Here is a 23508-nt window from a genome sequence, read left to right as displayed (position 1 = left end):
CCGGACATCCGTCCGGTGGGGCCCCTCGCGTTCCCGGGTTCGCAGCCGCCGCGCGGACGACGCGACGGCGCGGCACGACGACGTGACACGACAACGCCCCCGGCCGAAGGCCGGGGGCGCCGTGTCTCCCTCAGCGGGAGCCGTGCCTAGCGGAGGCGGCAGACCACGACCCGCCGCGGCCCGTCCTTCGGCTGGAGCGGGCAGTCGTACGCGGCCTTGATCCGGGCGGTGAGCTTCGGGTCCACGCGGTTCAGGCTGAACCACGACCGCTGCAGGATCGCGTACTTCGCCGGGTCGTGGTTGATGCAGTCGTCGTTCTCGACGTAGGACGGCAACTGGTTGACGTCCGGCACGAACTTCGTGCGCTGCAGAACGGTCGCGATCGGGTAGCGGCACTGCACCGGGTGGCCGACGTAGTACGCGACGTCGCCGAAGGCCAGGTACAGGACGGGAGCGCCCGGCGGGATCATCCGGTTGATCTCGGCCGCCCGTTCGGCGGTCGACCGGTTTCGCGCGGCCACGTCGGTGTTGGTGGCCGTGACCTTGCCCTTCATCATCATCTCGGGCGACTGCGGCCACACCGACACCGCCAGGCACGCCACCCCGGCGAACGCGGCGACGGCCATCACGACCGCGGAGGGCCACCGGCGGCGCGAGGCCGGCAGCGGGTCCCCGGAGCGGCGCGTGCGCACGGTGAGCAGGTCCGCGAGCCCGGCGAGGAACCCCAGCCCGACGGCGCACCAGGCCACGCCCACACCCTGCAGGGCCTGGGGGGCGTGGTTGACGAACGGCGCCCACACCGCGTACACCGCCGTCACCGCGGTGAAGAACACCGGCGGCCGCTTGTGCGCGCCGTACCAGGCGGCCACGGCCAGGGCCCACAGGCCTGCCGCGGTCACCGGGAGCGTGGCGCTGTGGTAGAGGAACCAGTTGCCCTGGACCGTCACCGCGGCGATGCAGACGATGAGGAACGCCGCCGCCAGCAGCGTCAGTTCCAGTCGGCGCAGACGCCCGTTCACCCGGGACAGGTACAGCAGGAGCGCGGCGGGCACCAGCGCCACCAGCGGGCTGAGCGTCATGCGGTCCGCCAGATAACTCACCGACCGGTCGAGCACGAACGAGACCTGCAGGCCCGCACGGCTGACCGCACCCGCGTTGAGCTTGGGCATGTCCCGTGCCCACTGCAGCTCGTGCGACCCCGACCACACGCTCAAGCCGAACAGCGCCGCCGCGGCGAGCCCGGTGGTGACGGCGAGCAGCACCGCGCGCAGCCGGTCGGCCGCGAAGATCACGATCAGCGCCATCGCGGCCGTGGCCGCGGTGGAGTACTTCATCATGACCGCCAGGCCCAGCGGCAGCGCGGCCGCCACCGCGCCCACCCAGCGGCGTTCGAAGGCGAACGCCACGGCGACCGCGACCACGCCCAGCAGCGTGGCCACCCACTCGGGCTCCAGGAAGTCCACCCCCGGCGCGAACGCCAGCGCCATCGCGACCACCGCCGCGGTCAGCGTCGCGTCGCGCACGGGCATCCGCCGCGCCAGCGCCGCGCGCAGCCCGATGCCCGCCGCGACGCACAAAAGCACGGCGGCGGCGCGGATGACCGCCTCGCGGGTGTCCGTGGAACCCCACGTGAGCGAATCCAGCGCGGCCATGAACCAGCGGAAGAAGAAGGGGCGGTGGGTGAACGTGTCCGACGGGGTGAACCCCGCGGCCCGGGCACTTCGCAGGCTCGCCAGAACGTATTTGCTGTCGCCGTTCACTCCTGCGGTGGCCACGGAATAGCAGAGAAGGACGCAGGCCGCGAGCGCACCTCCCCAGAGTGCCGGTCGCAAGCCGCGGCGCCGGGTCGGCAGCGGCAGCAGTCTGTTGAGGGTGAGAAAGCCCGAATCATTCACGCGGCCGAAGATACCAGTCGTGCAATGCGACAATATCCACGGGAAATTCTGTTATTGCACTGTCCTCGCAGGTTTTCCGGATGTTCACTTTCCGCGCGCAACCGGGAAACGGTGAAACCCGTCCGGGCCTGGTGCGGCCCGCGTCCACCGCCCTTAATCGATGGAACGGGCGCGCCCGCGGCTCCTACAGTGGCCGGGCACCAAAGGATCACGGGGGAGCACCGCAATCATGCGAACGCACTATCCGCGTACCCCGCATCTGCCGTGGTCGCCGGGGGCCGCATCGGACGACGTACGGGCCCGGGACCTGGACGGACTGCGCGGGCGCGAGGTCGTCGTCACCGAGAAGCTCGACGGGGAGAACACCACCCTCTACACCGACGGCCTGCACGCGCGGTCGCCGGACTCGGCACACCACCCCTCACGGGCCTGGGTGAAGGCACTTCAGGGCCGGATCGGGTCCGCGATCCCCGCCGGCCGGCGGGTGTGCGGGGAGAACCTCTTCGCCCGGCACTCGCTCTCCTACGACGCCCTGGACAGCTGGTTCTACGGCTTCTCCGTCTGGGACGGCGACCACTGCCTGGACTGGGACGTCACGACGGGCTTCCTGCGCCGCGTCGGCGTCCCCGTGCCGCCCGTGCTGTGGCGCGGCACCTTCGACGAACGGGCGCTGCGGGCCCTGCGCGTGGACACCACCCGCCAGGAGGGCTGGGTGGTCCGCACCACCGAGGGCTTCGGCCGCGAGGAGTTCGGGCGGCGCGTGGCGAAGTGGGTGCGCCCGGACCACGTACGGACCGACACGCACTGGATGCACGCCGCCGTGGTGGAGAACGGGCTCGGCCCGGCGGCCGCGCTGTGGGCGGTCCGCTCCGGCGCGGCCCCCGACCCGGCGGCGCTGGAGGCCGCCCTCGGCCTGCCCGCGCAGGGCGCGCACGCCGCCGGTGCCGCGGCGGACGCGGCCGCCCGGCTCGACGTGCTGGGACGCACCGGCGACGCCCGGCTGGCCGGCGTGCTCGCCGCCCTGCTGCACGGCGCGCGCCGCGCACCGCTGACGCCCCGGCTCACCGGACCGCTGGGCATGGCCACGGCCCGGCGGGTCGCCGACCTGGTCGGTCTGCACGCCGCGCTCCATCTGCCGTATCCGGACCAGGACCGCCGCGCCGGGCTCGCCCGCCTCTCCCTCGCCGCCGATCTGGGCGTCCTGCACGCGGTCGCGGGCGCGACCGCGCCCGACGGCACGGCCCGCGAGCAGGCCGAGTGGTCGGCGCTGCACGCCGACGAGGCGGGACTGCTCGCCGAGCTGCCGTTCGCGCCCCTGCGCGGCGGCCTGCGCGACGCTATCGCCGGCCTCGGCCGCGACGCCGCCGACCGCTGCTGGACCGAGGCCCGGCAGGCGTACGCCGGCGGGCGCCTCGGCACCGTCGAGGAGGCCGTCGCGGCGACCTGGCGGCACCGCACGGGCGACTTCCCCCGGCTGATCCACCTCGTGGGACCGGCCGGCAGCGGCAAGAGCACCTTCGCCGCGGGCCTGGACGGCGTCGACACCCACGTGTCCCTGGACGAGTTGCGGGGCTCCCGCGGATCCCGGGCCGACCAGCGGGCCAACCAGGAGGTGCTGCGCGACGGCCTGCGGCGGCTGGACAGCGCCCTGACCGGACGTGCGACGGTGGTGTGGGACGCCACGTCACTCAATCCGCAACAGCGGTCCCTGGTGCACACGGTGGCCCGCCGCCGCGACGCCCTCGTCACCCATGTGGTCGCGCTGGTCGGGGAGGACGAGCTGACGCGCCGCAACGCGGTCCGCGACCACCCGGTCCCCGACGCCGTGCTCACCGCGCAGACCCGCCGCTTCGACCCGCCGTACCCGGGCCACGCGCACCGCACCTGGTACCTGGGCGCGGGCGGCACCATCGAGGACGCCGACGGCACGCTCGCCGCCGCGGCCGGACAGGAGGTGTGAGATGCGCACCAGCGAGGAGATCTACCACCGGGTCCGCTGGGACGCCCGCTTCGACCCGGCCCGCTTCGTGCTCGGCGTCCTTCAGCGCGGCGCGCCTCCCGAGCGCGTCCCGCTGCCGGCCTTCGTGCCCGGCGGCGAGATCCCCTGGCACCGCGTGCTGTTCGTCGAGGCCGACGGCGAGCTCGTCTGGGACCGTGCCACCGGAGTCGACCGCATCGACGCCACCGACGCGGGCCGTGTCCGCGAACCGCGCCTGCTGCGCGCCCCGTTCTTCACCGCCCGGACCCCGCACGCATGGGACCCGGCGGCCGGCTGGCGCCCCGGCGGCACGGCGCCCGGCGCGACCGCCGGCGGGGGAGAGGTGCGCGTCCTGACCTGGAACACCTTGTGGGACCGCTACGACGGGCACCTCATCGAGACCGCCCGCCGCCGCCCCCTGCTGCTGCGCGCGCTGGAACGGTCCGGCGCAGACGTCATCGCACTCCAGGAGGTCGAACCGCGCCTGCTCGCGATGATCATCGCTGAGCCCTGGGTGCGTGAGCACTATGTCCTCGGCACCGCGCCGGACGGCACCGGGACCGGCACCGGGACGCACGAGGTGGCGGAGCACGGACTGCTGCTACTGAGCCGGCTGCCCGTGCGCGAGGCCGCGGTACACGCCCTCGGCCCGCACAAGGCCGTCACCGCGATCACCGTGGAGACCGCGCAGGGCCCGCTCGTCGTCGCCGCAACTCATCTGACCAGCGACCACTCCGAGGACGGCCCGGCCCGGCGCGAGACCGAACTGGCCCGGCTGGCCGAGGGACTCGCCGGCGTCGAGATCCCCGGCCTGGTCGTGCTCGGGGACTTCAACGACGGCGGCGACGCACCGGTCCGCGCGCTCGGGCTCCGCGACGCCTGGACCGACGTCCACGGCGCCGCCGACACGACCCCCACCTTCGACCCCGCGGCGAACCCGCTCGCCGCCGTGAACTCCCTCTCCGGCCGTGCCTCCCGCCTGGACCGGGTACTGCTGCGCGAGGGCGGAGGGCTCCGCGCCACCGCGGCCCGGCTGCGGGGCGGCAGCCCCGCGCCCGACGGTCTGTTCCCCTCCGACCACTACGGGGTGGAGGCCGTGCTCACCCCGACGGGCGCTCCGGACACCGGCACTCTGGACGCGGCGCCCACCGCGCGCACCGCCGTGGCCTGGCTCCCGCCCGGGGAACTGCACCCCGCACTCCAGGCCGTCCGCCGGGAGCACGACCCGCAGATCCACCGCTGGCCCCCGCACGTCAACGTGCTCTTCGGCTTCGTGCCCGAGCACGCCTTCGAGCGCGCCGCGCCCCTGCTGGCGGCTGCGGCGGCGGCCACGCCCGGGTTCACGGCACGGCTCGACGGCATCCACACCTTCGGCCACCGCGAGGACGCCACCGTCTGGCTCGACCCGGCCGCGGCCGGCGCGGCCCCCTGGGCCGCCCTCCACCACGCCCTCGCCGAACGGTTCCCGCGCTGCCGGGGTCGCGCCGAGGGCTACACCCCCCACCTCACGCTGGGCCGCACCCCCGATCCGCTGCCCGTCGCCGCCGCCACGGCCGCCCGGCTCCGCCCCATGACGGCCCGCGTCGGCACGCTCGTCCTGCTGTCGCGGCGCGGGGACGAGCCGATGCGGCCGCGTGCCGAAGTCACCCTCGGCACGGGCACGTTGCGCTGGCTGGACGACGAGCCGCCGCTGCCGGACGGCGGCGACGCGCCGGCCGCCGGGGACGCCGAAGCGGGGCGATTGCTGCGGCAGTTGACGGAGGCGCTCAGGCCAGGAGCGGTGCACCTGGCCGGGTCCCGTCGCATGGGGTGCCATCTGCCCGGCGCCGACCTGGACTTGGTGGCCGCGCTGCCGGGCACGGCCGATGCCGCCGCCATGGACGAGGTGGCGGCCCGCGTCGCGGCCGCCGTGCCCGATGTCGTGCGGCTGCGCCACGTGAGCGGGGCGCGGGTGCCGGGGCTGCGCTTCACCGCGGGCGGCCTGGACGTCGACCTCGTGGTCGTGGGGACGGGCCCGCTCGCCCCCGGCGAAGCGGTGGACCGCCGCCTGGAACTGGACGAGGCCGCCGCCGTAGCGCTGAGCGCCGTCAGCGACGCGGACGCCGTGCTCGCCCTGACCGGCGGCGCGCACGACCGGTTCGCCACGCTGGCCCGCCAGGTGAAGGCCTGGGCACGGGCGCGCGGCCTGGACACGGCACCCTTCGGCGGGCTGCCCGGCCTGGCATGGGCGGTGCTCGCGGCCCGCACGGTGGGCGAGCACCCGGGTATGCCCGATTCCGCGCTGGCGCGCGAGTTCTTCGCCACCTGGGCCGCCTGGGACTGGCGCACCCCGGTCGGCGCCGCCGGCCCGGCCGCGTCGGCCGTGTCCGTCGCCACCCCGAGCGCCCCCGTCCGCCCGTGCACCGAACAGGTCGGCCCCGGCTTCCGCGATCTGCTGACCCAGGAGCTGTACCGGGCCTGGGAGTTGCTGGACGGGGGCGCCGACGCGGCGGCACTGCTCGCGCCCCCGCCGCTGCACCGGCGGCACGCCGCCTGGGCCGTCGCCACGGTGCGTCCCGCCCCGGGGGAGGACCTCGACCGGTCGGTGGGCCGCTTCCGGGGCCGCGTGCGCGCCCTGCTGACCGCGCTCGAAGCCGCGGGCGCCGCGGACGTCCACGCGTGGCCGCGCCCCTTCGCGGCGGACCCCCACCAGGCACGATGGGCGATCGGCCTCGGCCGCACCCCGCCCGCCCCCGACGCCCTCGCCCACACCGCCGAGCGCTGGCTCCGGGGCGTCCCCGGCGTGACCCTCGCCCACGTCGACAACGGCGCCGTGCCCACGCTGCGTTGAAGCCGACATCCGCTTGCGCGCGGGGTCTGCTCGGTGGCTTGGCTCGTATTGCCGGGGCGCCGGCTCCGTGGTGTCCCGGCGTGACGGCCGTGCGCGTCGACAACGGCGCGGTGCCTACACCGCGTTGACGCCGGGATCCCGGTGCCCGGGGTGTCCTCCACACCGCCGCGCGCCCGGGCGCGCACGGGGCCTTCGCGTGGCGGCCCATGACCGCCCGTGGGCGGACGTCGTGAGGGGGCGGCCGGTGTGCCGGCCGCCCCCTTGTCCGTCTCGTCGCGTGGGCTACTTGCCGGCCGCGCCCGCGTCCGAGCCGTGCAGGGCGTCACGGAGCGCCGCGACGGCCTCCGCGACGGCCGCCTTGTTGGACTCGGTGTCCCGGAGGGCGTTGAGCATCATGAAGTCGTGGGTGATCTTCTCGTAGTGCGAGAGGGTCACCGGGACCCCGGCGCCGCGTAGTTTCTGCGCGTACGCGGTGGCCTCGGAGAAGAGCACGTCGGAGTCCGTGATCATCAGCGCCGGGGGCAGGCCGCGCAGTTGCCCGGTCGTGGCGCGCAGCGGCGACGCGAGCGGGTTGGACCGGTCCTTCACGTTGGGGGCGTACGCGTCCCAGAACCACTGCATCGCGGGCCGGGTGAGCCAGCAGTTCTCCGCGAAGCGGTGGTACGACGGCGTGTCGAAGTCAGCGTTGGTCACCGGGTAGAGCATGACCTGCTGGCGGAAGTGCGGGCCGCCGCGCTGCTTGGCCATCATCGTGACGGCGGCCGTCATGTCACCGCCCACCGAGTCGCCGGCGATGGCGAGACGCGAGGAGTCCACGCCGATCTCGGAGCCGTTGGCCGCGACCCACTTGGCGACGGCGTACGCCTGCTCGATGGGCACGGGGAACTGGGCCTCGGGCGAGGGCGTGTAGTCGACGAACACCACGGCGGCCCTCGCCCCGTCGGCGAGTTCGCGCACCAGGCGCTCGTGGGTGTTGAAGTTGCCCAGCACCCAGCCGCCGCCGTGGATGTAGACGATGGCGGGCAGCGCGCCCTTCGCCCCCTCGGGCCGTACGACGTGGATGGAGACCGGCCCGGTCGGACCGCCCGGCACGTCCCGCCGGCTGACCGTGGCGGGCTGCATGTCCACGGGCCCGGCCTGCAGCTTGTTCAGCACCTCGCGGGCGTCGCTGTACGACATCTTGTACAGCGGCGGCCCGCCGGCCGCCGCGAGCCCGTCGAGGAAGTCCTGGTCGATCTTCTCGAGCTTGACCGGCGGGTTGCCGCAGGGCACGTACTTCGCCGGCGCCCCGTCGGCCACGACCACCCTCGTGGCCGCCGCGTCGCGGTTCGCGCAGCCGCCGCTGAACACGGTGGCGGCCGCGAGCGCGGCCGCCAGGGCCCAGCGGCTCCGACGCGCCGTGGACGGGTCTCGAGGACAGGTCATGTCGGTCTCCCGGGTCTGGTGGAGTCCCCCAGGACAGCCTGCGGAGGCCCGCGATGGCGGACAACCGGGGATAGGCCGCCGGAGTGGCCGCACCCTGCCGTACGACCAGGGACGGGCTCTCAGTGCGCCGCGTCCGCGTCCTCGTCCGGGTGTCGCGGCGGGGCCGGGGGCAGGCGGAGCCCGGCCAGGTCCGGCGGGACGGGGGAGTCGGGCCGGTAGAGGGGGGCCGCGGTGCCGTCGGCGAGCGCGGCGGGCGCGTCGCTGAGCCGGAAGCGGTCGCGCAGCCGGCCGTAGAAGTCGGTGGGACCCAGCCGGATCAGGCGCAGCCGGTGCAGGCCGCGGTAGACGGCGACCCAGTCGCCGGGGTCAAGCACGCCGCGCAACTGCCCGTCGATGCTGACCGCGACGCGCCCCGAATGAGGGAGCACCCGGACCGCGACGGACTCGTCCGGTGCCGCCACGAGCGTGCGGTCGAAGGCCATGTGGGGCGCCACCGGTGTGAAGACCAGGGCGTCCATGTGCGGGGAGACGACCGGACCGCCGGCGGCGAAACTGTACGCGGTGGAACCGGTGGGCGTCGCCGCGATGATCGCGTCGGCGGAGTACGACGCGAACAGCCGCCCGGCCAGGTACACGGCCACGCTCGCCTGCCGGTCGCGGGCGAGCTTCTCGAAGACGATGTCGTTGACCGCGTTGACGCTCATGGGTACGCCCCACCCGACGTCCACGGGGTCGCCCGGTCGCACGCTCGGCGCGGGCAGCGCCGGTCCCCGGCCGTACCGCAGCAGTGACTCGATGCCCTCGGGGATCTCGAGCTTGCGCGAGGCGCGGAGGGTGAGCGTCATCCGGTCCTCGACGGTGGCACGGTCCTCGGCGACCGCGTCCAGCGCGGTCGTGACGTCCTGCACGCAGACCTCGGTGAGGAATCCGACCCGGCCCAGGTCCACGCCGAGCACGGCCGCGCCGCAGGCCGCCGAGACCCGGGCGCCGCGCAGGAAGGTGCCGTCGCCGCCGAGCGTGACGATGAGATCCGGGTAGCCGGCCGCCGCCGCCTCCTCGCGGCCGCTGTGGCGCGGCTGCCGCCAGATGTCGATCTCGGCGACGGGGACGTCGCGCTCCGCGCACCAGCGGTGCACCGTGGCCGCCGCCTCGACGGCCTCCGGACGTCCCTCGTGGACGATCATGCCGACCCGGCTCACCGGCATCCCGTGCTCCTTCGGCTGGCTCGGCTCTCCCGCGGTTTCCCATCCTGCGCCCGACGCCCGGCCGCGTCCGCCCCCCGCGCCCGGGTCCGTACGACCGGACCGCCGGACCGCCGGACCGCCGGACCGCCGGACCGCCGGACCGGCGGACCGGCGGCGGGCGGTGCCCACCGGGTGCGTGCACCGATACCAGCATGGCGACTCCTGGTCCGATCGGCAGCGGGAACGCCGGCGGCACCCTCGCCCCGGCCGCCGCCACCGGGCCGGGCGGCCCCTAGAAGGTGACGGTGCGCCAGGAGACCGGCACGCCGTCCCCGTCCGACCAGCCCAGCACCAGGCGCCGGTGCTCGGTGTGCGTCAGCATCTGCGTACGCGTCCCGGCGGAGCCGCACTGCGCGCCGATCTGCTGCCCCGGCTCCAGCGCCGTCTCCCGGGTCCGGGACGGGGCGTCGTCGGCCTGGAGGAACACACACCCGGGCTCGTCCGTCGTCTTCGTCACCAGGGCGTCGACGTCCCAGCCGCCCCCCTGCGGGCGGACCGTGATCGTGGCGAACCCGACCCGGTCCGGCTCGGTCAGCTCCAGGCGGGCGGTGCCCCCGCCGCCCGAGCGCGGCTGCCAGCCGTCGGCGGCCCCGGCGGCGGGCGCCAGCGCGAGCAGCACCGACGACACGACCGGTACGACAGTCCCAGCGACCCGACTTCTGCGCACAGCGGCCCTCCAATGCGTCCGTCCGGCCGCCCGGCGGCGGCCCCCCTCATCCAAACCCCGGCAGCGCCCGGGCCCGGGGGCGCGGCGCGCGGACCGGCCGGTGTGATCACCCGTCCGGCATAGGGTGTGATCATGAGCGGCGAGACGGATCTGCGGAAACTGCTGAGCGGCATGCGGCCGGAGGCCGGCCGGGAACGCCATGTCTTCACCACCCTCCCCGTCGGCGCCGGCGTGCCGGACGGCGTGACGCCGGTCGTCACCGTCGTCGAGGAGGAGGGCACGACCCTCGTCCTGCCGCAGGAGCAGGCGGACGAGGCCGGGCTCGGCTACGACTACGTGGCGGGCCGGATCACCCTGCGCGTGCACTCCGCGTTGGCGGCGGTCGGCCTGACGGCGGCCGTCGCCCGGGAACTCGCCGACGCGGGCCTGAGCTGCAACGTCGTCGCGGGCTTCCACCACGACCACCTCTTCGTCCCGTACGAGCGACTGGACGAGGCGGTCGCGCTGCTCACGGACCTGGCGCGGCGCTCCGGCTGACGCGCTCGGGGTGATCACTCCTCCGCGTCCGGCGGCAGCAGCGTGCCGAGCGGACCGAGGTCCAGGTTGAGGTCGCGCATGGTCAGGCCGTACTGGGCGCACAGACCGGTCATGCGGTCGTGGAGGATCATGAGCGTGGCGCCCAGGCGCTCCTCCTCGTCCTCGGTGAGGTCGCCCGCGTCGACCCTGCGCAGCGCCTGACGTTCCATCAGCTGTCGCAGCAGCTCGACGAGGGTGAGCACGAGACGGACGAGGTCCCGCTCGACGGTGTCGGGATCGGCGTGCACCCGGCGGGCCGGGCGGGGCGGCGTGCCCGGCGCGGGCGGCGGGGGAGCGTCCTCCGGCAGCGCGGGCAGCAGCCGGAAGGCGCGGGCGGCCGCGTCGGCGACCTCGCCCAGCCGGTCGGAGGGCCCGGAACTCACGTCCGCGCCCCGGAAGGCGGCGGCGCCGACGGGTCCCCGGCGGACGAGCCGAACGGCGACGGGTTCTGCGCGTTGATGGAGACGATCAGCGCGCGCAGCGAGACGCGCACCAGGTCGATGTCGGCGATGGACAGGACCACGTCCCCGGTGAGCACGACACCTCCGCTCAGCAGCCGGTCCAGCAGGTCGATCAGCGCCACCTGCCGCTGCGGCAGCGGGTCGCCGCCCCGCGCGGGAACGCTCATGACGGCGCGCCCTCGGGGACGGCGGCGAAGGAGTACGGGGCCCAGGGCCCGGTCACCTCGACCCGCACCCCCGTCAGCCCGGCGGCGGCGTCCTGGACGCGGACGCGGAAGGCCTCCGCGTGCTCGCGGGCGACCAGATAGGCGTCGTTGACGACGTTCTCCCCGGCGTCACCGGCCAGTTCGCCCTGCTGGACGCGGTGCCGCGCGTGATCGACGGCCAGTTCGCGGCCGATCGCCGCCACGCTTTCGGCGGCCCGGCGGGCCTCGTGGTGGGCGTCCTCGCGCGAGTGCCGCTGCACCCGGCGGGCTCGCAGATAGGCCCGTCCGGGACTCAGGTCCGCGGCGTCCTCCGCGGGTGGCGCGGCGGGCGCCTCGTCCGGGGCGTCCTCCACGTAGATCTTGACGCCCCACTCCAGGTGTCCTTCGAGCCGGGCCAGGCACGCCGTGAACATCTCGCGGCCGTCCGCCAGCATGGCGCCGACCCGGGCGTCGTCGAGGTACACCGTGGCGAGCCGCAGCGGGAGCACGGTCGCGCGCGCCGACAGCCCCTCGATCACGGTGTGGTGGGCGCGGGCGACGGTCTCCAGCCACTCCAGGTCCTCCAAGTGCCGCCGCAGCGCGGCCTCCTGGAAGTCCGCGGCGGGCACCCCGCTCACCGCCGCGGCCAGTTCGGCGCCGGGCGGCCCGGGCACCAGACGCACCGGGGCGCCCGCCACCCCGGCCAGGTCCGCCGGCACGGCCTCCACCGGCGCGGCGCCGCCCCCGTGAAGGACGGCGTACGCGTAGGTCACACGGTCGGGCCCGGCGTCACTCATCGTCGGTCTCCCTCCTGCGGCGGGCGGTCGGCGACCGCGCGGCCGTGCGGCGCGGGCGGGCGGCGGGCTTGCGTTCGCGTGCCGCGGGAGCGGCGGGAAGTTCGCGCTGCTCACGGAGCGCCTCGATCTCCGCGCGCAGGCGCTTGTTCTCCTCCGCGAGCGCGCCCTCCCCGCCCGCACGGGAGGACAGCGAGGGATCGTGTTCCCACCAGTCGATCCCCATCTCCCTCGCCTTGTCGACCGAGGCGACGATCAAGCGGAGCTTGATGGTGAGCAGTTCGATGTCGAGCAGATTGATCTTGATGTCGCCCGCGATGACGATGCCCTTGTCGAGGACGCGTTCCAGGATGTCGGCGAGATTCGCGGAGGAGCCGCCGCCCTGGCCGTAGGGGGAGTACGGAGACTGTCCCCGGGTGGGGTACGAGCTGAGTTTGTCGGCGGGGTCCGTCACGCGGTCACCTCTGTTTCCCGCTCAGTTGCCGGTGCCCCGGCGGTGTTCGGTGATCTCCTCGAGGCGGTCGAGCAGTTTGTCCTCGCGCTCTTCGAAGGTCTCCTCGTCGATCCGTCCGGCGAGCAGTTCCTTTTCCAGCGCGGCGAGTTCCTTCTCCACCGGCCCGGGGTCGTAGTACTGCTCCTCGGCCGCGTCCTTGACGCGCTCCACGACCCAGACCACGCCGCGCACGGGCGCGATGGGCAGAGTGAGCAATCCGCTGACGAGTCCCATGGCACGCCCCTCTCAGTAGGAGTCCAGTACGGATTCTCAGACGAAGCTGTACGGCGGCAGCGGCCCGCGCAGACGGAAGTCGCACTCGTCGCCGAGCTGATTGGCGAGGCTGAGCTGCGTGGCGAGGAACATCTCCTCTTGGCTCTCCTCCACGAGGAAGGACACGCTGAGGAAGTCCTGCCCGGTGGGCGTTGTGGAGTCGTCCTCCCGGGCGAACGGTCGCAGTGCCTCGATGATGCCGGCGCCGAGCGCGCGCTGGCGCGCCTCGACCTCGCGGCTGATCAGTTCGCCGAGGGCGAGCGGCATCTCGGGGGTGCCGGCACCGTCCCGGATCTGCTTGTTGAGCCGGGCCGCCTCCTCCGACTCGACGAGGATGCGGTGCAGCAGCGCCTCCTCCTCCCAGGAGACCTTCAGGTGGTACTCCGCGCATCCCTCCAGGGCCTGCAGCCGGCTGAGGTAGTCCTCGGCGCGCTCGTCCAGCGTGGTGCGCACGGTGTCGTCGTCGGGGGCGGTGAGGCCGAACCGCAGTGGCAGGACAGGGCCGTCGCCCATCAGGCTCTCCTGGACCTCCTGATGGGCCAGGACGTCGCGCCGCCGGGGACGCAGGTCCTCGGGCGCGTCGCTGACGACGGCGCTCAGTGTGCCGGCGGTCACGGTGCGCAGCGCACCGGGCGGTTTGCCGACGCCGTGCAGGCCGTCGAGCCGCGCCGGGTGCGCCTTCGAGATGATGGAGTAGACGTAGACGGCCATGTCATTCCCTCTCCCGCCGGGCGCTCCGCTTGGCCGGGCGGCGCCGCCTCGCTCGGGGTTCCTCCTCGTATTCGGCCTCTTTCTGGCCTTCTTCCTCTTCGTCCTCGTCGCCCCCGCCACCCTTCAGGGTGTCGGTGACGGCTTCGACGGCGCCGCTCAGCGCGCCTTTGGACTTGCCCTTCGCGCCGCCCTCGGTGATCTCGCCCACGAGGTCGGGGAGCTGGGTGGGTTGCTTGCGGCCGGACTCCAGGTCGAGGCGGTTGCAGGCCTCCGCGAAGCGCAGGTATGTGTCCACGCTGGCGACGACGATGCGGGCGTCGATCTTGAGGATCTCGATGCCGACGATCGACACCCGGACGAAGACGTCGATGACGAGGCCGCGGTCGAGGATCAGCTCCAGGACGTCGTACAGACTGCCCGAGCCGCCGCCCGACGCACCGCCGGCGCTCTGTGGCACCACGGTCATGGTGCCTCCCTTCCGCGCCCCCTCAGACGCGTCGGTCGATCTGCCCGCGGGTGTAACGCCGTGTCCGCTCGTAGGAGACGAGCCCGCCCTCCTCGTCAAGACTCACGTGATAGGTCGCCATGACGCTTGTGGTCGGCGGAACACGTTCCAGTTCCAGGACCTCTACGTCGGCCTCCCAGCCGTCCCCGGACGGTTTCACCGCGGACACCGACTCGGGCTGCCGCCCGAGGAGTTCGGTGAGCTGGTCGGCCGCCGAACGCATGGCCCACGCGGCGGAGGGCTTGCGGGGCCGTCGGGTCATTGTCATCCCCTTCGGTCGTTGCCGCCGCCGTACTTCTCGAGCGGCGCCACCCCGGCAAGCAAACGTACTATTTCAGCATATATACCTACAGTCGTGTGCGGCGACACGATCGCCGACCGGAAGGGAACGACTGATGAAGGATTCGACCAAGATTGCCCTCGCCGCCGGTATGGCCGGTGGTTATGTGCTCGGCCGGACCAAGAAGGGCCGGGTCGCCTTCGGTCTGGCGACGTATCTCGCGGGCCGCCGCTTCGGTCTCGAACCGCAACAGCTGCTCACCGAGGGTGTTCGCAGACTCAAGGAACTGCCGCAGTTCGAGGACCTCAACGACCAGCTGCGCGGTGAGCTGATGGACGCCGGCCGCCAGGCGTTGTCCGCGGCCGCGGACCGCCGTCTGGCCGGGCTGGCGGAGTCGCTGCACGACCGTACCTCGCGCATCGGTGAGAAGGCCGCCAAGGGTAAGCGCGACGAGGACGAGGAACCGGAGGACGAGTACGAGCCCGAGGGCGACGAGGACGAAGAGCAGGAGGCCGAGGACCAGGAGCCGGCGGCCGAGGACGAGGAGGAAGAGCCCGAGGGCGAGGACGAAGAGCCCGAGGAGGAGCCGGAGGACGAGGACCAGGAGCCGGCGGCCGAGGAGGAGCCCGAGGACGAGGAGGAAGAGCCCGAGGACGAGGAGGAAGAGCCCGAAGAGGAGGAGCCCGCCAAGAAGCCAGCGGCCAAGCGGGCGCCCGGGCGTGCCCGCCACCGCCGTCCCGCCAAGCCGCCGGCCGAGAAGTCCGCGGCCAAGAAGGCGCAACCGGCGCGGAAGTCAGCCGCCAAGAAGGCCTCGCCGCCCCCGCGCAAGCAGGCGGCGAAGAAGCCGGCAGCCAAGAAGGCCGCCACGAAGAAGACCGCACCGAGTCGCGGCGGCGCCAAGAAGGCGGCCGCGAAGAAGACGTCGGCCAAGAAGGCCTCGTCCGCACGGCGGAGGTAGGTCATGGCCAAGACGGAACAGAGCAGCCCGAACGGACAGGCCTCGGGCCTGGACCAGTTGCGCGACGAGGTGGGCCATTTCCTGGGCGCCCAGGTGGGGAACCTGGCGGAGAAGGCGGGCGACAAAGTCGCGGGCCTCACCGGCAAGTTGCGTGACATGGCCGAGAACAACGGCCCGTTGCCGAAGGCGGGACTGCGCATCCTCCAGGGCGAGTCGCCGTTGAAGGCCTTCGTGGGAGAGAAGGCCAAGAGCATCGGCGGCGGCATGCTCGACAAGGCCAAGCAGGCCATGGGCATGGGCAAGGGGCGCAAGTCGGGGACGACGAAGGTGATGAACATCATCGAGTCCCTCGACGTCGGCGTGCCGGTCCGCTTCGCCTACGACCACTGGACGCAGTACGAGAAGTTCAGCACCTTCACCAAGGGCGTCCGCAGCGTGTCCAAGGGCGAGGACGCCAGCAGCGACTGGAAGGTCAAGGTGGGCCCGTCGACGCGTGGCTGGAAGGCCACCGTGCAGGAGCAGATCCCCGACGAGCGGATCATCTGGACCTCCGAGGGCGCGAAGGGCACCACGCGCGGATGCGTCAGCTTCCACGAGGTCACGCCCACGCTGACCCGCATCGTGCTCGTCGTCGAGTACTACCCCTCCGGCTTCTTCGAGAAGACCGGAAACATCTGGCGAGCCCAAGGCCGCCGTCTGCGGCTGGACTTCAAGCACTTCCAGCGGTACGTCACCCTCACCGACGAGGAACCCGAGGGATGGCGTGGCGAGATCCGCGACGGCGAGGTCGTCCGTACGCACGAGGAGGCGCTGGAGGACGAGGAGGCGGAGGCGGAGTACGACGAGGACGCCGAGGGTGCCGAGGACGAGTACCCGGAGGACGAGGAAGCGGAGGACGAGTACGAGCCCGAGGACGAAGAGGCGGAGGAGGGCGACGAGGACGAGGAGGCCGAGGACGAATACGAGGAGGAGCCGGAGGACGAGGACGAGGAGGCCGAGGACGAATACGAGGAGGAACCGGAGGACGAGGAAGAACCGGAGTACGACGAGGCTCGCCGCTGACGATCCGTCACGTGTGCTGCCCCGTCCGCCGCTCCACCACCTCGGTGAGCCCGTCGAATGTGCGCACCAGCACCTCACGCCGTCGCGCGCGGTAATCCGCCCCCGGCTCCAACCCGTCCACCGTGGCGTCCCACACGGCGAGGTAGCGCGCCTTCCACGCCCGCACCGTCGCCGCCTCGGGAAGCGTCACCCCCACCCAGCCCTGTGTGGCGAGCAGGTGCAGCAGTTCCAGGTTGCAGGGCACCGCCACGCCCCAGTACTCGTCCGGTTCCAGGCCTGACGGGTCGCCGTCCATGGCCTGTGCGACCTCCGCGGTCAACCGGCCGGTGAGCAGGCCCAGATGGTCCGCCGCCGTGTCCTCGTCGAAGTTCCCCGTGCCCCAGCCGCCCACCGCGCTCAGCCCTCGGCGGCGGCGTGCAGCGACGCGTCCGCGGGACCCTGCGTGAACCGGGTGAAGCGCACGCGCAGTCCGGCCCTCTCGGGCGAGCAGCAGAAGGGGCCCGCCGATGCCTGTGCCCCGGGCGCCAGGGGTGCCAGCCGCACCATGCGCCAGGGCTCCGCGTCGCAGCGTGCCCTGATCGTCACGGCGTCGCCGTCCCGGCTGGCCCGCACGGTGACCTCGCGGCCCTGCCACTCCGGTACCGGGGCGAGGGACCAGTCCGACCGGCCGTGCGTGACCACAGCGCCCAGGTGCGGAACGCCGTCCGACATCTCCACGCCGGCCTTGATCCAGGTCTCCGCGTCGACGCGGATCATGAGCCCGGCCTGGTCGTACAGCGTGTCGAAGTCCACGACGAAGCCCACTTCGACGGCGCCGGGACCCGCGAAGGGGGCCAGCAGCGCGTGTCCGTCGTCGCGGACGAATCCGTAGCTCGTGGTGCGCCAGAAGTCACTGCGGTCACGCGTGGTGACCAGCAGTCCCCCGGCCTCGGATCGGGCCTCCAGCGGCGGGTTGAGCCACGCGGCCTCGTCCCAGCCGATCGCACGGTGATCGTTCATGGGGTGAGTCTGCCCGTGCCTTCCCCCGGAGGGCCAGGGGCGGACGCCGCGCCGCCGGACGCGAAGGTGGGGAGAATGTGTGTGGGGAGCCGCCGCCTGATGGAGGAATCCATGGGGATGGAGCCCGACAGGGGCCAGGAGCGCCTGCCGCGGCTGCAGCTGGACGAACTGCTGGACGAGCTGCAGCTGCGGATCGACGCAGTACGCGGGACGCGGGACCGGGTGCACAGCCTGCTCCAGGCGGTGCTGTCGGTGGGGCGCGAGCTGGACCTGCCGCAGGTGCTCCGCCGGATCGTGGAGGCGGCGGTCGTGCTCGTGGACGCGGAGTACGGCGCGCTCGGCGTCATCGGGGGCGACGACCGGCTGTCGCAGTTCCTTCCGGTGGGCGTGGCGGACGCCGACATCGAGAGGATCGGCCCGCTGCCCTCCGGCCACGGCATCCTGGGCGAACTCATCCGCCATCCCGAGACACTGCGGCTGGAGGAGATCTCCGAGCATCCCGTCTCGTACGGCTTCCCGGCGAACCACCCCCCGATGCACTCCTTCCTCGGCGTACCCATCCGGGTCCGCGACGAGGTGTTCGGGAACCTGTACCTGACCGAGAAACGCGGGGGCAAGGAGTTCGACGGCGAGGACGAGGCCGTGCTGTCGACCCTCGCCGTCGCCGCCGGCGTGGCCATCGACAACGCCCGGCTGTACGAGGAGGCCCGGTCCCGGCAGCGCTGGCTGGAGGCGAACGCCGAGATCACCGCGAGTCTGCTGTCCGGCGCCGAGGAGTCCCGGGTGCTGGAGCTGATCGTCGAGCACGGGCGGCGCATCCTGGGCGCGGACCTGGGTGTGGTGGCGCTGCCGGTCGAGGGGACGGACGACGTCCGGATGGCCATCGCCACCGGCATCGACGCGGCCGCGCACACCGGGCTGGTGCTGCCGCGCCGGGGTTCCTTCGTCGGCGCCGCGATGGCGGCGGGGGAGCCGATCATCAGCTCCGAGGTGGGCCAGGACCCGAGGATCACGGCCGGGCCGCCCCGCTTCGCCGGGCTGGGACCGGCGGTCGCCGTTCCGATGAGCACCAGCGAGGGCGTGCGCGGGGCGCTGCTGCTGGCCCGGGCCAAGGGCGAGCCGAACTTCACCGAGAGGGAGACGGCTCCGCTGACGGACTTCGCGGGATCCGCCGCGCTGGCCATGGAACTGGCGGAGCGGCGCCGGTCCGCGGAGCAGATGGCCCGTCTGGAGGACCGCGACCGCATCGCCCGCGACCTGCACGACCTGGCCATCCAGCGGCTGTTCGCGACAGGCATGACCCTGCAGAGCGCGGTGCGCTTCGTCGACCACCCGCAGGCGAGCGAGCGGCTGCTGCGCGCGGTGGACGACCTGGACGAGACCATCAAGATCATCCGCTCCACGATCTTCGGCCTGCGCACGCACGAGGCGGGACCGGGCCGCAAGGGCCTGCGGGTACGGGTCGCGGGGGAGGTCGAGCGGGCGTCGACCGCCCTCGGTTTCACCCCGGCGCTGCGGATGGAGGGCCTGATCGACACCGATGTGCCGGTCCCCGTCGCCGAGGACGTCGTCGCGGTGCTGGGCGAGGCGCTGTCGAACGTGGCCCGGCACGCCAAGGCCCACGCGGCGGAGGTGTGCCTGCTCGTCGGTGATGGCTCGCTGACCCTGACGGTGTCCGACGACGGCGTGGGCATCCCCGAGGGCGCGCACCGCAGCGGCCTCCTCAATCTCGCCGAGCGGGCGGGGAAGCTCGGCGGCGCGCTGCGCCTGGAGGCCCCGGAACGGGGAGGCGCCCGTGTGGTCTGGCAGGTCCCGCTGACCTGCTGACCGGCCGGACCGGCGCTCGTCCACGCCCCCGGACCCGTGCGGTCAGTTGACCTCGCTCACGATGCGGCCCGGATCGCGCGCCGCGGTCCCCGGCCGCGGGAGCCCGTACCCCAGCCGTACGAGCATCTGCACGTGTCCGGGTCCGGACTCCGCGCTGCGCAGCGCCCGCCGCAGGTCGGGAAAGTCCAGCGCCTGGTGCAGCAGCCACGCGCGCACCTGGTGCGCGGTGGCCGAGAGCAGCACGTGCTGGAGGGCCTGCCCCGCACGCAGCCAGTCGGCCGGGCCGTCCCTGGGGGTGGTCAGGACGGCGACGAGCGGGAAACGGTCGTCGCCGGGCAACGGCCGCGGTGCTCCGCCGGACCCTGCGCCGGCCGTCCACGAGACGCTCCCCACGGACCCGGAGGGGGGCCGGTCCGGTCCGCCGTCCGCTGCGCGGCGCAGATCGGCGTCCTCCGTCAGCCGCAGCAGCCGCCGGGTCTCCGCGGCGTGGGGCAGGTTCAGCGCCGCGCCCTCGGTGTGGGCCGCGTCGACCAGTTCCAGCACGACCGCTCCCGGTGGACGGCGTACCGGGCACGCGGCCACGTAATCGCGGCGGCGCCACAGCGCGCCGTACAGATCGGAGCGGTACGCCTCGTGGGCGCGGACCGACGGAGCGGTCAGCCGCACGCTGGCGTACAGACCGGGATCGCCGGGGAAGGGCAGCAGGCGGACCTGCGGCTCCCAGCCGAAATGGGTGACCGCGACCCGCAGGTTGAACAGTGCCGCCCCGATGGACACGTGCAGCGCCCGCCGGGCGTGGTCGGTGGCTCCGCCCGGCGCTCGCTCCTCGCCGACGGCGCGCATCTGCAGGGTGGCCGTGTCCGGGTCGAGGCGGTACCGCCAGGGCTGCCGGGCGTGACAGGACGGCGCGGCGATCGCGGCGGATATCAGCTTCTCCAGCGTCGTGCCGTCGAGAGTGGTGGTCCTCATCGTGCTGCACCTCCCGGCCGAGGAGTCTGAGACCAGAGTGCGCCTCGGTGGCGTGCCGGGGGGAGGGCCCGTCGGGCTCTGCCAGGGGCCCGTTCGGCCCTACTCGCGCCGCCGGCGGTCAGTGGTGCGGCTCGGGGGGCGGGCCTTCGGGATGGTGCTGGGTGGCGAGGACGGCGGCCTGGATGCGGCGCTCGACGCCGAGCTTGCCGAGCAGCCGGGAGATGTGGTTCTTCACGGTCTTCTCGGACAGGAAGAGCCGCCGCGAGATCTCGCGATTGGTCAGGCCCTCGCCGACCAGGTCCAGGATCTCCAGCTCCCGCGGGGAGAGCGCGGCGAGCGCGTCGTCCTGCTGCGGCGCCGGCGCGTCCTCGTGGGCTCGCAGGCTCTCCATCAGCCGGGCCGTCGTCGCCGGGTCCAGCATCGACTGGCCGGAGGCCACCGTGCGCACCGCCATCAGCAGGTCGGACCCCTTGATCTGCTTCAGGACGTAGCCGGCGGCACCGGCCATGATGGCGTCCAGCAGCGCGTCGTCGTCGTCGAACGAGGTCAGTATCAGGCAGGCGAGGCCGGGCATGACCGAGCGCAGTTCACGGCAGACCGTGATGCCGTCGCCGTCCGGGAGCCGCACGTCGAGGATGGCCACGTGGGGGCGCAGCGCCGGGCCGCGGGCGACCGCGTGGTCGACCGAGCCGGCCTCGCCGACCACCTCCATGTCGGTCTCGGCGTCGATCAGGTCGTGGAGCCCCCGCCGGACGACCTCGTGGTCGTCGACCAGGAAGACCTTGATCGGCGCCTGTGGTGAGAACTCCCGCACCTCGGTCATGCGCGCTCCCGGCTGCCGCCTCGTGTGCCCGGCCGTCCCTTCGATCGTCGCCGATCCGCCCCGGTCGTCATAGCGCCGAACGGGTCACCGTCGGTCACCGCTGCCCTGGGGTCCGTAGAGGTCGAGCAGGCGGGTGCGGGTGCCTTGGAGACGGTGCGTGACGATCTCCGCGACGCGCCGGGCGACCGCGTACCCGAGGACCGGATCCGCCTCGCACAGCGACCGTACGGCCGCCGCGTCGTACTCCTCGGCCGTGACGGGGTTGCGGGTCTGCGCCCCCAGGTGCCAGGTGTAGGGCGCGAACAGCCAGGAGCAGCCGAGCAGGTCGCCGGGGCCGAGCGTCTCAACCTGGGCGGCCCGGCGGCCGGGCACGTGGAGGTCGAGCGCGACCGACCCGGACCTGAGCACCCAGAAACGGTCCGCCCGGTGGCCCTCCTCGAAGATCCGGGTCCCCGCCGCGAAGGAGACCTCGCGGCCGAGTTCCATCAGGCGCTCCCGTGCCCGCGGCGGCAGGGCGCCGAGCAGGCCCGTCGTGGTGGTGGTCACGGCAGTCTCCCCTCGTCGGTCGGAAACGTCGGGTCGTGCCCCGGGCCAGGGGTCAGGCGGGGATCGCGACGACGTCGTGGTGCGGTCCGCCCAGCACGACCTTGAGGGCCCCGGTGTCGCTCGCGGAGGAGAAGACGTCGTAGGCCGCCGCCGCTTCCGGCAGCTCGAAGACGTGCGTGACCAGGGATGCGGCGGGCAGCCGGCCCGCCTCCATCATCCGCAGCAGGGTCGGGGTGGAGTACGTGTCGACCAGACCGGTGGTGACGGTCAGGTTCCGGCTCCACAGGTCCTCCAGGTGGAGGGTGACCGGCCGCCCGTGCACGCCGACGTTGGCCACGCGGCCGCCGGGCCGCACCATGCGCGTGCACATTTCGAAGCTCTCCGGCGTGCCGGCCGCCTCGATCACCACGTCGGCGCCGTACCCCTCGGTGAGGTCGTCGACCAGTTGCTCGGGCCCCTCGTCCGCGCGGACCACCGCGTCCGCGCCCAGGTGCTTGGCCGCGTCCAGCCGGGCCGGGACCAGGTCGACGGCGATGACGGCGTGCGGTGAGAACAGATGGGCGGTGGCGATGGCGGCCAGGCCCACCGGGCCGCTGCCGACCACGACGACCGTGTCGCCCGGGCGCACTCCGCCGTTGAGGACGCCCACCTCGTAGCCGGTGGGGAAGATGTCCGCCAGCAGCACCGCGACCTCGCTGCCCACCACGTGCGACAGCGTGTGCAGGCCGGTGTCCGCGAACGGGACACGGACGTACTCGGCCTGCGTGCCGTCGATCAGGTGTCCCAGCAGCCAGCCGCCGCCCCCGCGGCACTGCCCGTACGCCTGCTCGCGGCAGGAGCGGCAGTGGCCGCAGCCGCTGATGCAGGAGACCAGCACCCGGTCCCCGGGACGTACGGTGCGGACGGCGGAGCCGGTCTCGACGACCTCGCCGACGGCCTCGTGACCCAGCACCGTCCCGGCGGGGACATCGGGCACGTCGCCGTTCAGGATGTGCAGATCCGTGCCGCAGACGCCGGCGGTGTCGACGCGGACGATGGCGTCCGCCGCGTCCATGAGCCGCGGATCAGGCACATCCTGCCAGGCCGCCTGTCCCGGTCCGTGGAAGACCCAAGCCTTCATGTCGTGTGACTCCCTCCGTCATGCCGGAGCGCACGTCGAACGCATGGTGGAGATCGGCCAGCCGCAGTGCCGCCAGGACCGGGCCGTCGCCCACGATCAGGCGCAGCGTGCCGCCGCGCTGCCGTACGCGGCGCAGGGTCCGGCACAGGACCCGCAGCCCGGAGCAGTCGATGAAGTCCACCTCGCGCAGATCGACCACGAGGTCCGGGCAGGGCGCGGCACTCAGCGCGTCCAGCCGCGCCGCCACCAACGGGGCGCTGATCAGGTCGATCTCGCCGTGCAGCGGCACTACATCGGCCCCGGCCCCGGCCCGGGTGTTTTCCCGCAGGCACTCGTGCGGCGTACCGCCACCCATGACGATCACCTGCCTGTCCGTGCGCGGTTCACCACACCACTGTGGGGTGCCGACGGCGTTCCGGGCATGGGCCGAAGGGGTAACCCGGCGGGGCCGGGCGGCCCACCTGGGTTGGGTAGGAGCGGGTCGGCGGGCGGGGACACGACCGGGGCGCCGCGGGGAGTCGGCCCCAGCGGCGCCCGGTGGCGGGTACGACCGACGCTACTCCAGCGTTCGGCTGATCAGCGCCGCGGCGTCGCACGCCGTCGGGGCCGGGGTGGTGTCGGGCGGGGTGCCGGGCTTGCGGCAGGCGACCGTGTCGGTGACCTTCTGCTTCTCGGGGACCAGGATCGCCGAGGCCCAGTGGAAGTCCTGTTCGCGGAAGTTCCCCAGGGCCGGGGCGAGGAGTGTCTTGCCGGCCGGCCGGCCGGCACGGTCTAGGTGCCGGCGTCGGTGCCGCCCGCGGAACCGGTGGCGGTCAGCCGGGCGGAGAAGAGGGTGGCGCACGCGGCCCAGCGTCCGTTTGCACGCCGAACGCCGGTGCCGCCGGGTG

General features: G+C 73.7%; 25 protein-coding genes and 1 pseudogene. 6 read left to right on the top strand and 20 right to left on the bottom strand.

Annotated elements, in window-relative coordinates; all coding sequences use genetic code 11:
- Window positions 1-146 precede the first annotated feature (146 nt).
- Window positions 147-1775 (bottom strand): hypothetical protein, encoded by a 1629-nt coding sequence (locus ACFWVC_RS35535; protein ID WP_384297228.1) that lies wholly within the window; start codon window positions 1773-1775, stop codon window positions 147-149.
- Window positions 1776-2124: 349 nt separating this feature from the next.
- Between ACFWVC_RS35535 and ACFWVC_RS35530 the strand changes: the two genes are divergently transcribed.
- A complete protein-coding gene (locus ACFWVC_RS35530) occupies window positions 2125-3855 on the top strand; it encodes an RNA ligase family protein (RefSeq protein WP_384297226.1) in 1731 nt (576 codons plus the stop codon).
- Between the two features lies 1 nt (window position 3856).
- The gene (locus ACFWVC_RS35525) at window positions 3857-6703 is read left to right on the top strand and encodes a poly(A) polymerase (protein ID WP_384297224.1); all 2847 of its coding nucleotides are present in this window, start codon (window positions 3857-3859) and stop codon (window positions 6701-6703) included.
- A 282-nt stretch (window positions 6704-6985) separates the two neighbouring features.
- Here the strand turns inward: ACFWVC_RS35525 and ACFWVC_RS35520 are convergent, their stop codons facing one another.
- The 3 genes from ACFWVC_RS35520 to ACFWVC_RS35510 all read right to left on the bottom strand — a co-directional run bounded on the left by ACFWVC_RS35520 (window position 6986) and on the right by ACFWVC_RS35510 (window position 10000).
- Window positions 6986-8128 carry an alpha/beta hydrolase gene (locus ACFWVC_RS35520; RefSeq protein WP_384297222.1) on the bottom strand — a complete coding sequence of 381 codons (1143 nt, stop codon included), beginning with the start codon at window positions 8126-8128 and terminating at the stop codon, window positions 6986-6988.
- A gap of 119 nt (window positions 8129-8247) precedes the next feature.
- On the bottom strand, window positions 8248-9333 hold the full coding sequence (locus tag ACFWVC_RS35515) for an NAD(+)/NADH kinase (RefSeq protein ID WP_384297220.1): 1086 nt from the start codon (window positions 9331-9333) through the stop codon (window positions 8248-8250).
- 271 nt (window positions 9334-9604) lie between these two features.
- On the bottom strand, window positions 9605-10000 hold the full coding sequence (locus ACFWVC_RS35510; protein ID WP_384297218.1) for a hypothetical protein: 396 nt from the start codon (window positions 9998-10000) through the stop codon (window positions 9605-9607).
- Window positions 10001-10171: 171 nt separating this feature from the next.
- Here ACFWVC_RS35510 and ACFWVC_RS35505 point away from each other — a divergent pair, with 171 nt between their 5' ends.
- A complete protein-coding gene (locus tag ACFWVC_RS35505) occupies window positions 10172-10576 on the top strand; it encodes an ACT domain-containing protein (RefSeq protein WP_384297216.1) in 405 nt (134 codons plus the stop codon).
- 14 nt (window positions 10577-10590) lie between these two features.
- On the opposite strand, the gene ACFWVC_RS35500 is transcribed toward ACFWVC_RS35505, so the two are convergent.
- The 8 genes from ACFWVC_RS35500 to ACFWVC_RS35465 are packed head-to-tail and all read right to left on the bottom strand — an operon-like array spanning window position 10591 to window position 14305.
- Window positions 10591-10998: a gas vesicle protein K gene (locus tag ACFWVC_RS35500; protein WP_384297213.1), complete on the bottom strand. Its 408-nt coding sequence runs from the start codon at window positions 10996-10998 to the stop codon at window positions 10591-10593.
- Window positions 10995-11243, bottom strand: coding sequence for a gas vesicle protein (locus ACFWVC_RS35495; protein ID WP_384297210.1), 249 nt, complete (start codon window positions 11241-11243; stop codon window positions 10995-10997). Before ACFWVC_RS35495 ends, ACFWVC_RS35500 begins: the two co-directional genes overlap by 4 nt.
- The gene (locus ACFWVC_RS35490; protein ID WP_384297208.1) at window positions 11240-12058 is read right to left on the bottom strand and encodes a GvpL/GvpF family gas vesicle protein; all 819 of its coding nucleotides are present in this window, start codon (window positions 12056-12058) and stop codon (window positions 11240-11242) included. Before ACFWVC_RS35490 ends, ACFWVC_RS35495 begins: the two co-directional genes overlap by 4 nt.
- On the bottom strand, window positions 12051-12509 hold the full coding sequence (locus tag ACFWVC_RS35485; RefSeq protein ID WP_384297205.1) for a gas vesicle protein: 459 nt from the start codon (window positions 12507-12509) through the stop codon (window positions 12051-12053). The genes ACFWVC_RS35490 and ACFWVC_RS35485 overlap by 8 nt, the downstream gene beginning before the upstream one ends.
- A gap of 21 nt (window positions 12510-12530) precedes the next feature.
- Complete coding sequence (locus ACFWVC_RS35480; RefSeq protein WP_384297202.1) at window positions 12531-12782, bottom strand: gas vesicle protein GvpG; 252 nt, start codon at window positions 12780-12782, stop codon at window positions 12531-12533.
- Between the two features lie 36 nt (window positions 12783-12818).
- Window positions 12819-13532 (bottom strand): GvpL/GvpF family gas vesicle protein, encoded by a 714-nt coding sequence (locus ACFWVC_RS35475; protein ID WP_384297199.1) that lies wholly within the window; start codon window positions 13530-13532, stop codon window positions 12819-12821.
- Window position 13533: 1 nt separating this feature from the next.
- On the bottom strand, window positions 13534-13998 hold the full coding sequence (locus ACFWVC_RS35470) for a gas vesicle structural protein GvpA (protein WP_384297194.1): 465 nt from the start codon (window positions 13996-13998) through the stop codon (window positions 13534-13536).
- Window positions 13999-14020: 22 nt separating this feature from the next.
- The gene (locus ACFWVC_RS35465) at window positions 14021-14305 is read right to left on the bottom strand and encodes a gas vesicle protein (protein ID WP_384297191.1); all 285 of its coding nucleotides are present in this window, start codon (window positions 14303-14305) and stop codon (window positions 14021-14023) included.
- Between the two features lie 127 nt (window positions 14306-14432).
- On the opposite strand from ACFWVC_RS35465, the gene ACFWVC_RS35460 reads away from it, so the two are divergent.
- Window positions 14433-15275 carry a histone protein gene (locus tag ACFWVC_RS35460; protein ID WP_384297187.1) on the top strand — a complete coding sequence of 281 codons (843 nt, stop codon included), beginning with the start codon at window positions 14433-14435 and terminating at the stop codon, window positions 15273-15275.
- Window positions 15276-15278: 3 nt separating this feature from the next.
- A complete protein-coding gene (locus ACFWVC_RS35455) occupies window positions 15279-16337 on the top strand; it encodes an SRPBCC family protein (RefSeq protein WP_384297184.1) in 1059 nt (352 codons plus the stop codon).
- 7 nt (window positions 16338-16344) lie between these two features.
- Here the strand turns inward: ACFWVC_RS35455 and ACFWVC_RS35450 are convergent, their stop codons facing one another.
- Both ACFWVC_RS35450 and ACFWVC_RS35445 read right to left on the bottom strand, forming a co-directional pair.
- On the bottom strand, window positions 16345-16728 hold the full coding sequence (locus tag ACFWVC_RS35450; protein WP_384297179.1) for a DUF4259 domain-containing protein: 384 nt from the start codon (window positions 16726-16728) through the stop codon (window positions 16345-16347).
- Between the two features lie 5 nt (window positions 16729-16733).
- A complete protein-coding gene (locus ACFWVC_RS35445) occupies window positions 16734-17336 on the bottom strand; it encodes a DUF1349 domain-containing protein (RefSeq protein ID WP_384297175.1) in 603 nt (200 codons plus the stop codon).
- 117 nt (window positions 17337-17453) lie between these two features.
- Between ACFWVC_RS35445 and ACFWVC_RS35440 the strand changes: the two genes are divergently transcribed.
- Window positions 17454-19163, top strand: a complete 1710-nt coding sequence (locus ACFWVC_RS35440) for a GAF domain-containing protein (RefSeq protein WP_384297232.1) — start codon at window positions 17454-17456, stop codon at window positions 19161-19163.
- A 42-nt stretch (window positions 19164-19205) separates the two neighbouring features.
- On the opposite strand, the gene ACFWVC_RS35435 is transcribed toward ACFWVC_RS35440, so the two are convergent.
- The 6 genes and pseudogenes from ACFWVC_RS35435 to ACFWVC_RS35410 all read right to left on the bottom strand — a co-directional run.
- Window positions 19206-20132, bottom strand: coding sequence for a hypothetical protein (locus ACFWVC_RS35435; protein ID WP_384297170.1), 927 nt, complete (start codon window positions 20130-20132; stop codon window positions 19206-19208).
- A 118-nt stretch (window positions 20133-20250) separates the two neighbouring features.
- Window positions 20251-20955, bottom strand: a complete 705-nt coding sequence (locus tag ACFWVC_RS35430) for a response regulator (RefSeq protein ID WP_384297167.1) — start codon at window positions 20953-20955, stop codon at window positions 20251-20253.
- An 84-nt stretch (window positions 20956-21039) separates the two neighbouring features.
- The gene (locus ACFWVC_RS35425) at window positions 21040-21441 is read right to left on the bottom strand and encodes a Crp/Fnr family transcriptional regulator (RefSeq protein WP_384297230.1); all 402 of its coding nucleotides are present in this window, start codon (window positions 21439-21441) and stop codon (window positions 21040-21042) included.
- A 112-nt stretch (window positions 21442-21553) separates the two neighbouring features.
- Window positions 21554-22621, bottom strand: coding sequence for an alcohol dehydrogenase catalytic domain-containing protein (locus tag ACFWVC_RS35420; protein ID WP_384297164.1), 1068 nt, complete (start codon window positions 22619-22621; stop codon window positions 21554-21556).
- On the bottom strand, window positions 22566-22976 hold the full coding sequence (locus tag ACFWVC_RS35415) for an STAS domain-containing protein (protein ID WP_384297160.1): 411 nt from the start codon (window positions 22974-22976) through the stop codon (window positions 22566-22568). The genes ACFWVC_RS35420 and ACFWVC_RS35415 overlap by 56 nt, the downstream gene beginning before the upstream one ends.
- A 201-nt stretch (window positions 22977-23177) precedes the next feature.
- Window positions 23178-23508: pseudogene (locus ACFWVC_RS35410) on the bottom strand (hypothetical protein); the annotation flags it as partial.

This window comes from Streptomyces sp. NPDC058691, from assembly GCF_042714775.1.
Classification (GTDB): Bacteria; Actinomycetota; Actinomycetes; order Streptomycetales; family Streptomycetaceae; genus Actinacidiphila.
Note: the sequence above shows the minus strand (reverse complement) of the source record. Positions and strands in the feature narration are given on the sequence as shown.

Excerpts from the sequence above, each read along its gene's own strand:
- ACFWVC_RS35530 (WP_384297226.1), top strand. The coding sequence starts at position 2,125 with ATGCGAACGCACTATCCGCGTACCCCGCATCTGCCGTGGTCGCCGGGG.
- ACFWVC_RS35525 (WP_384297224.1), top strand. The coding sequence starts at position 3,857 with ATGCGCACCAGCGAGGAGATCTACCACCGGGTCCGCTGGGACGCCCGC.
- ACFWVC_RS35520 (WP_384297222.1), bottom strand. The coding sequence starts at position 8,128 with ATGACCTGTCCTCGAGACCCGTCCACGGCGCGTCGGAGCCGCTGGGCC.
- ACFWVC_RS35515 (WP_384297220.1), bottom strand. The coding sequence starts at position 9,333 with ATGCCGGTGAGCCGGGTCGGCATGATCGTCCACGAGGGACGTCCGGAG.
- ACFWVC_RS35505 (WP_384297216.1), top strand. The coding sequence starts at position 10,172 with ATGAGCGGCGAGACGGATCTGCGGAAACTGCTGAGCGGCATGCGGCCG.
- ACFWVC_RS35495 (WP_384297210.1), bottom strand. The coding sequence starts at position 11,243 with ATGAGCGTTCCCGCGCGGGGCGGCGACCCGCTGCCGCAGCGGCAGGTG.
- ACFWVC_RS35490 (WP_384297208.1), bottom strand. The coding sequence starts at position 12,058 with ATGAGTGACGCCGGGCCCGACCGTGTGACCTACGCGTACGCCGTCCTT.
- ACFWVC_RS35480 (WP_384297202.1), bottom strand. The coding sequence starts at position 12,782 with ATGGGACTCGTCAGCGGATTGCTCACTCTGCCCATCGCGCCCGTGCGC.
- ACFWVC_RS35475 (WP_384297199.1), bottom strand. The coding sequence starts at position 13,532 with ATGGCCGTCTACGTCTACTCCATCATCTCGAAGGCGCACCCGGCGCGG.
- ACFWVC_RS35470 (WP_384297194.1), bottom strand. The coding sequence starts at position 13,998 with ATGACCGTGGTGCCACAGAGCGCCGGCGGTGCGTCGGGCGGCGGCTCG.
- ACFWVC_RS35465 (WP_384297191.1), bottom strand. The coding sequence starts at position 14,305 with ATGACAATGACCCGACGGCCCCGCAAGCCCTCCGCCGCGTGGGCCATG.
- ACFWVC_RS35460 (WP_384297187.1), top strand. The coding sequence starts at position 14,433 with ATGAAGGATTCGACCAAGATTGCCCTCGCCGCCGGTATGGCCGGTGGT.
- ACFWVC_RS35455 (WP_384297184.1), top strand. The coding sequence starts at position 15,279 with ATGGCCAAGACGGAACAGAGCAGCCCGAACGGACAGGCCTCGGGCCTG.
- ACFWVC_RS35445 (WP_384297175.1), bottom strand. The coding sequence starts at position 17,336 with ATGAACGATCACCGTGCGATCGGCTGGGACGAGGCCGCGTGGCTCAAC.
- ACFWVC_RS35440 (WP_384297232.1), top strand. The coding sequence starts at position 17,454 with ATGGAGCCCGACAGGGGCCAGGAGCGCCTGCCGCGGCTGCAGCTGGAC.
- ACFWVC_RS35435 (WP_384297170.1), bottom strand. The coding sequence starts at position 20,132 with ATGAGGACCACCACTCTCGACGGCACGACGCTGGAGAAGCTGATATCC.
- ACFWVC_RS35430 (WP_384297167.1), bottom strand. The coding sequence starts at position 20,955 with ATGACCGAGGTGCGGGAGTTCTCACCACAGGCGCCGATCAAGGTCTTC.
- ACFWVC_RS35425 (WP_384297230.1), bottom strand. The coding sequence starts at position 21,441 with ATGGAACTCGGCCGCGAGGTCTCCTTCGCGGCGGGGACCCGGATCTTC.
- ACFWVC_RS35420 (WP_384297164.1), bottom strand. The coding sequence starts at position 22,621 with ATGAAGGCTTGGGTCTTCCACGGACCGGGACAGGCGGCCTGGCAGGAT.
- ACFWVC_RS35415 (WP_384297160.1), bottom strand. The coding sequence starts at position 22,976 with ATGGGTGGCGGTACGCCGCACGAGTGCCTGCGGGAAAACACCCGGGCC.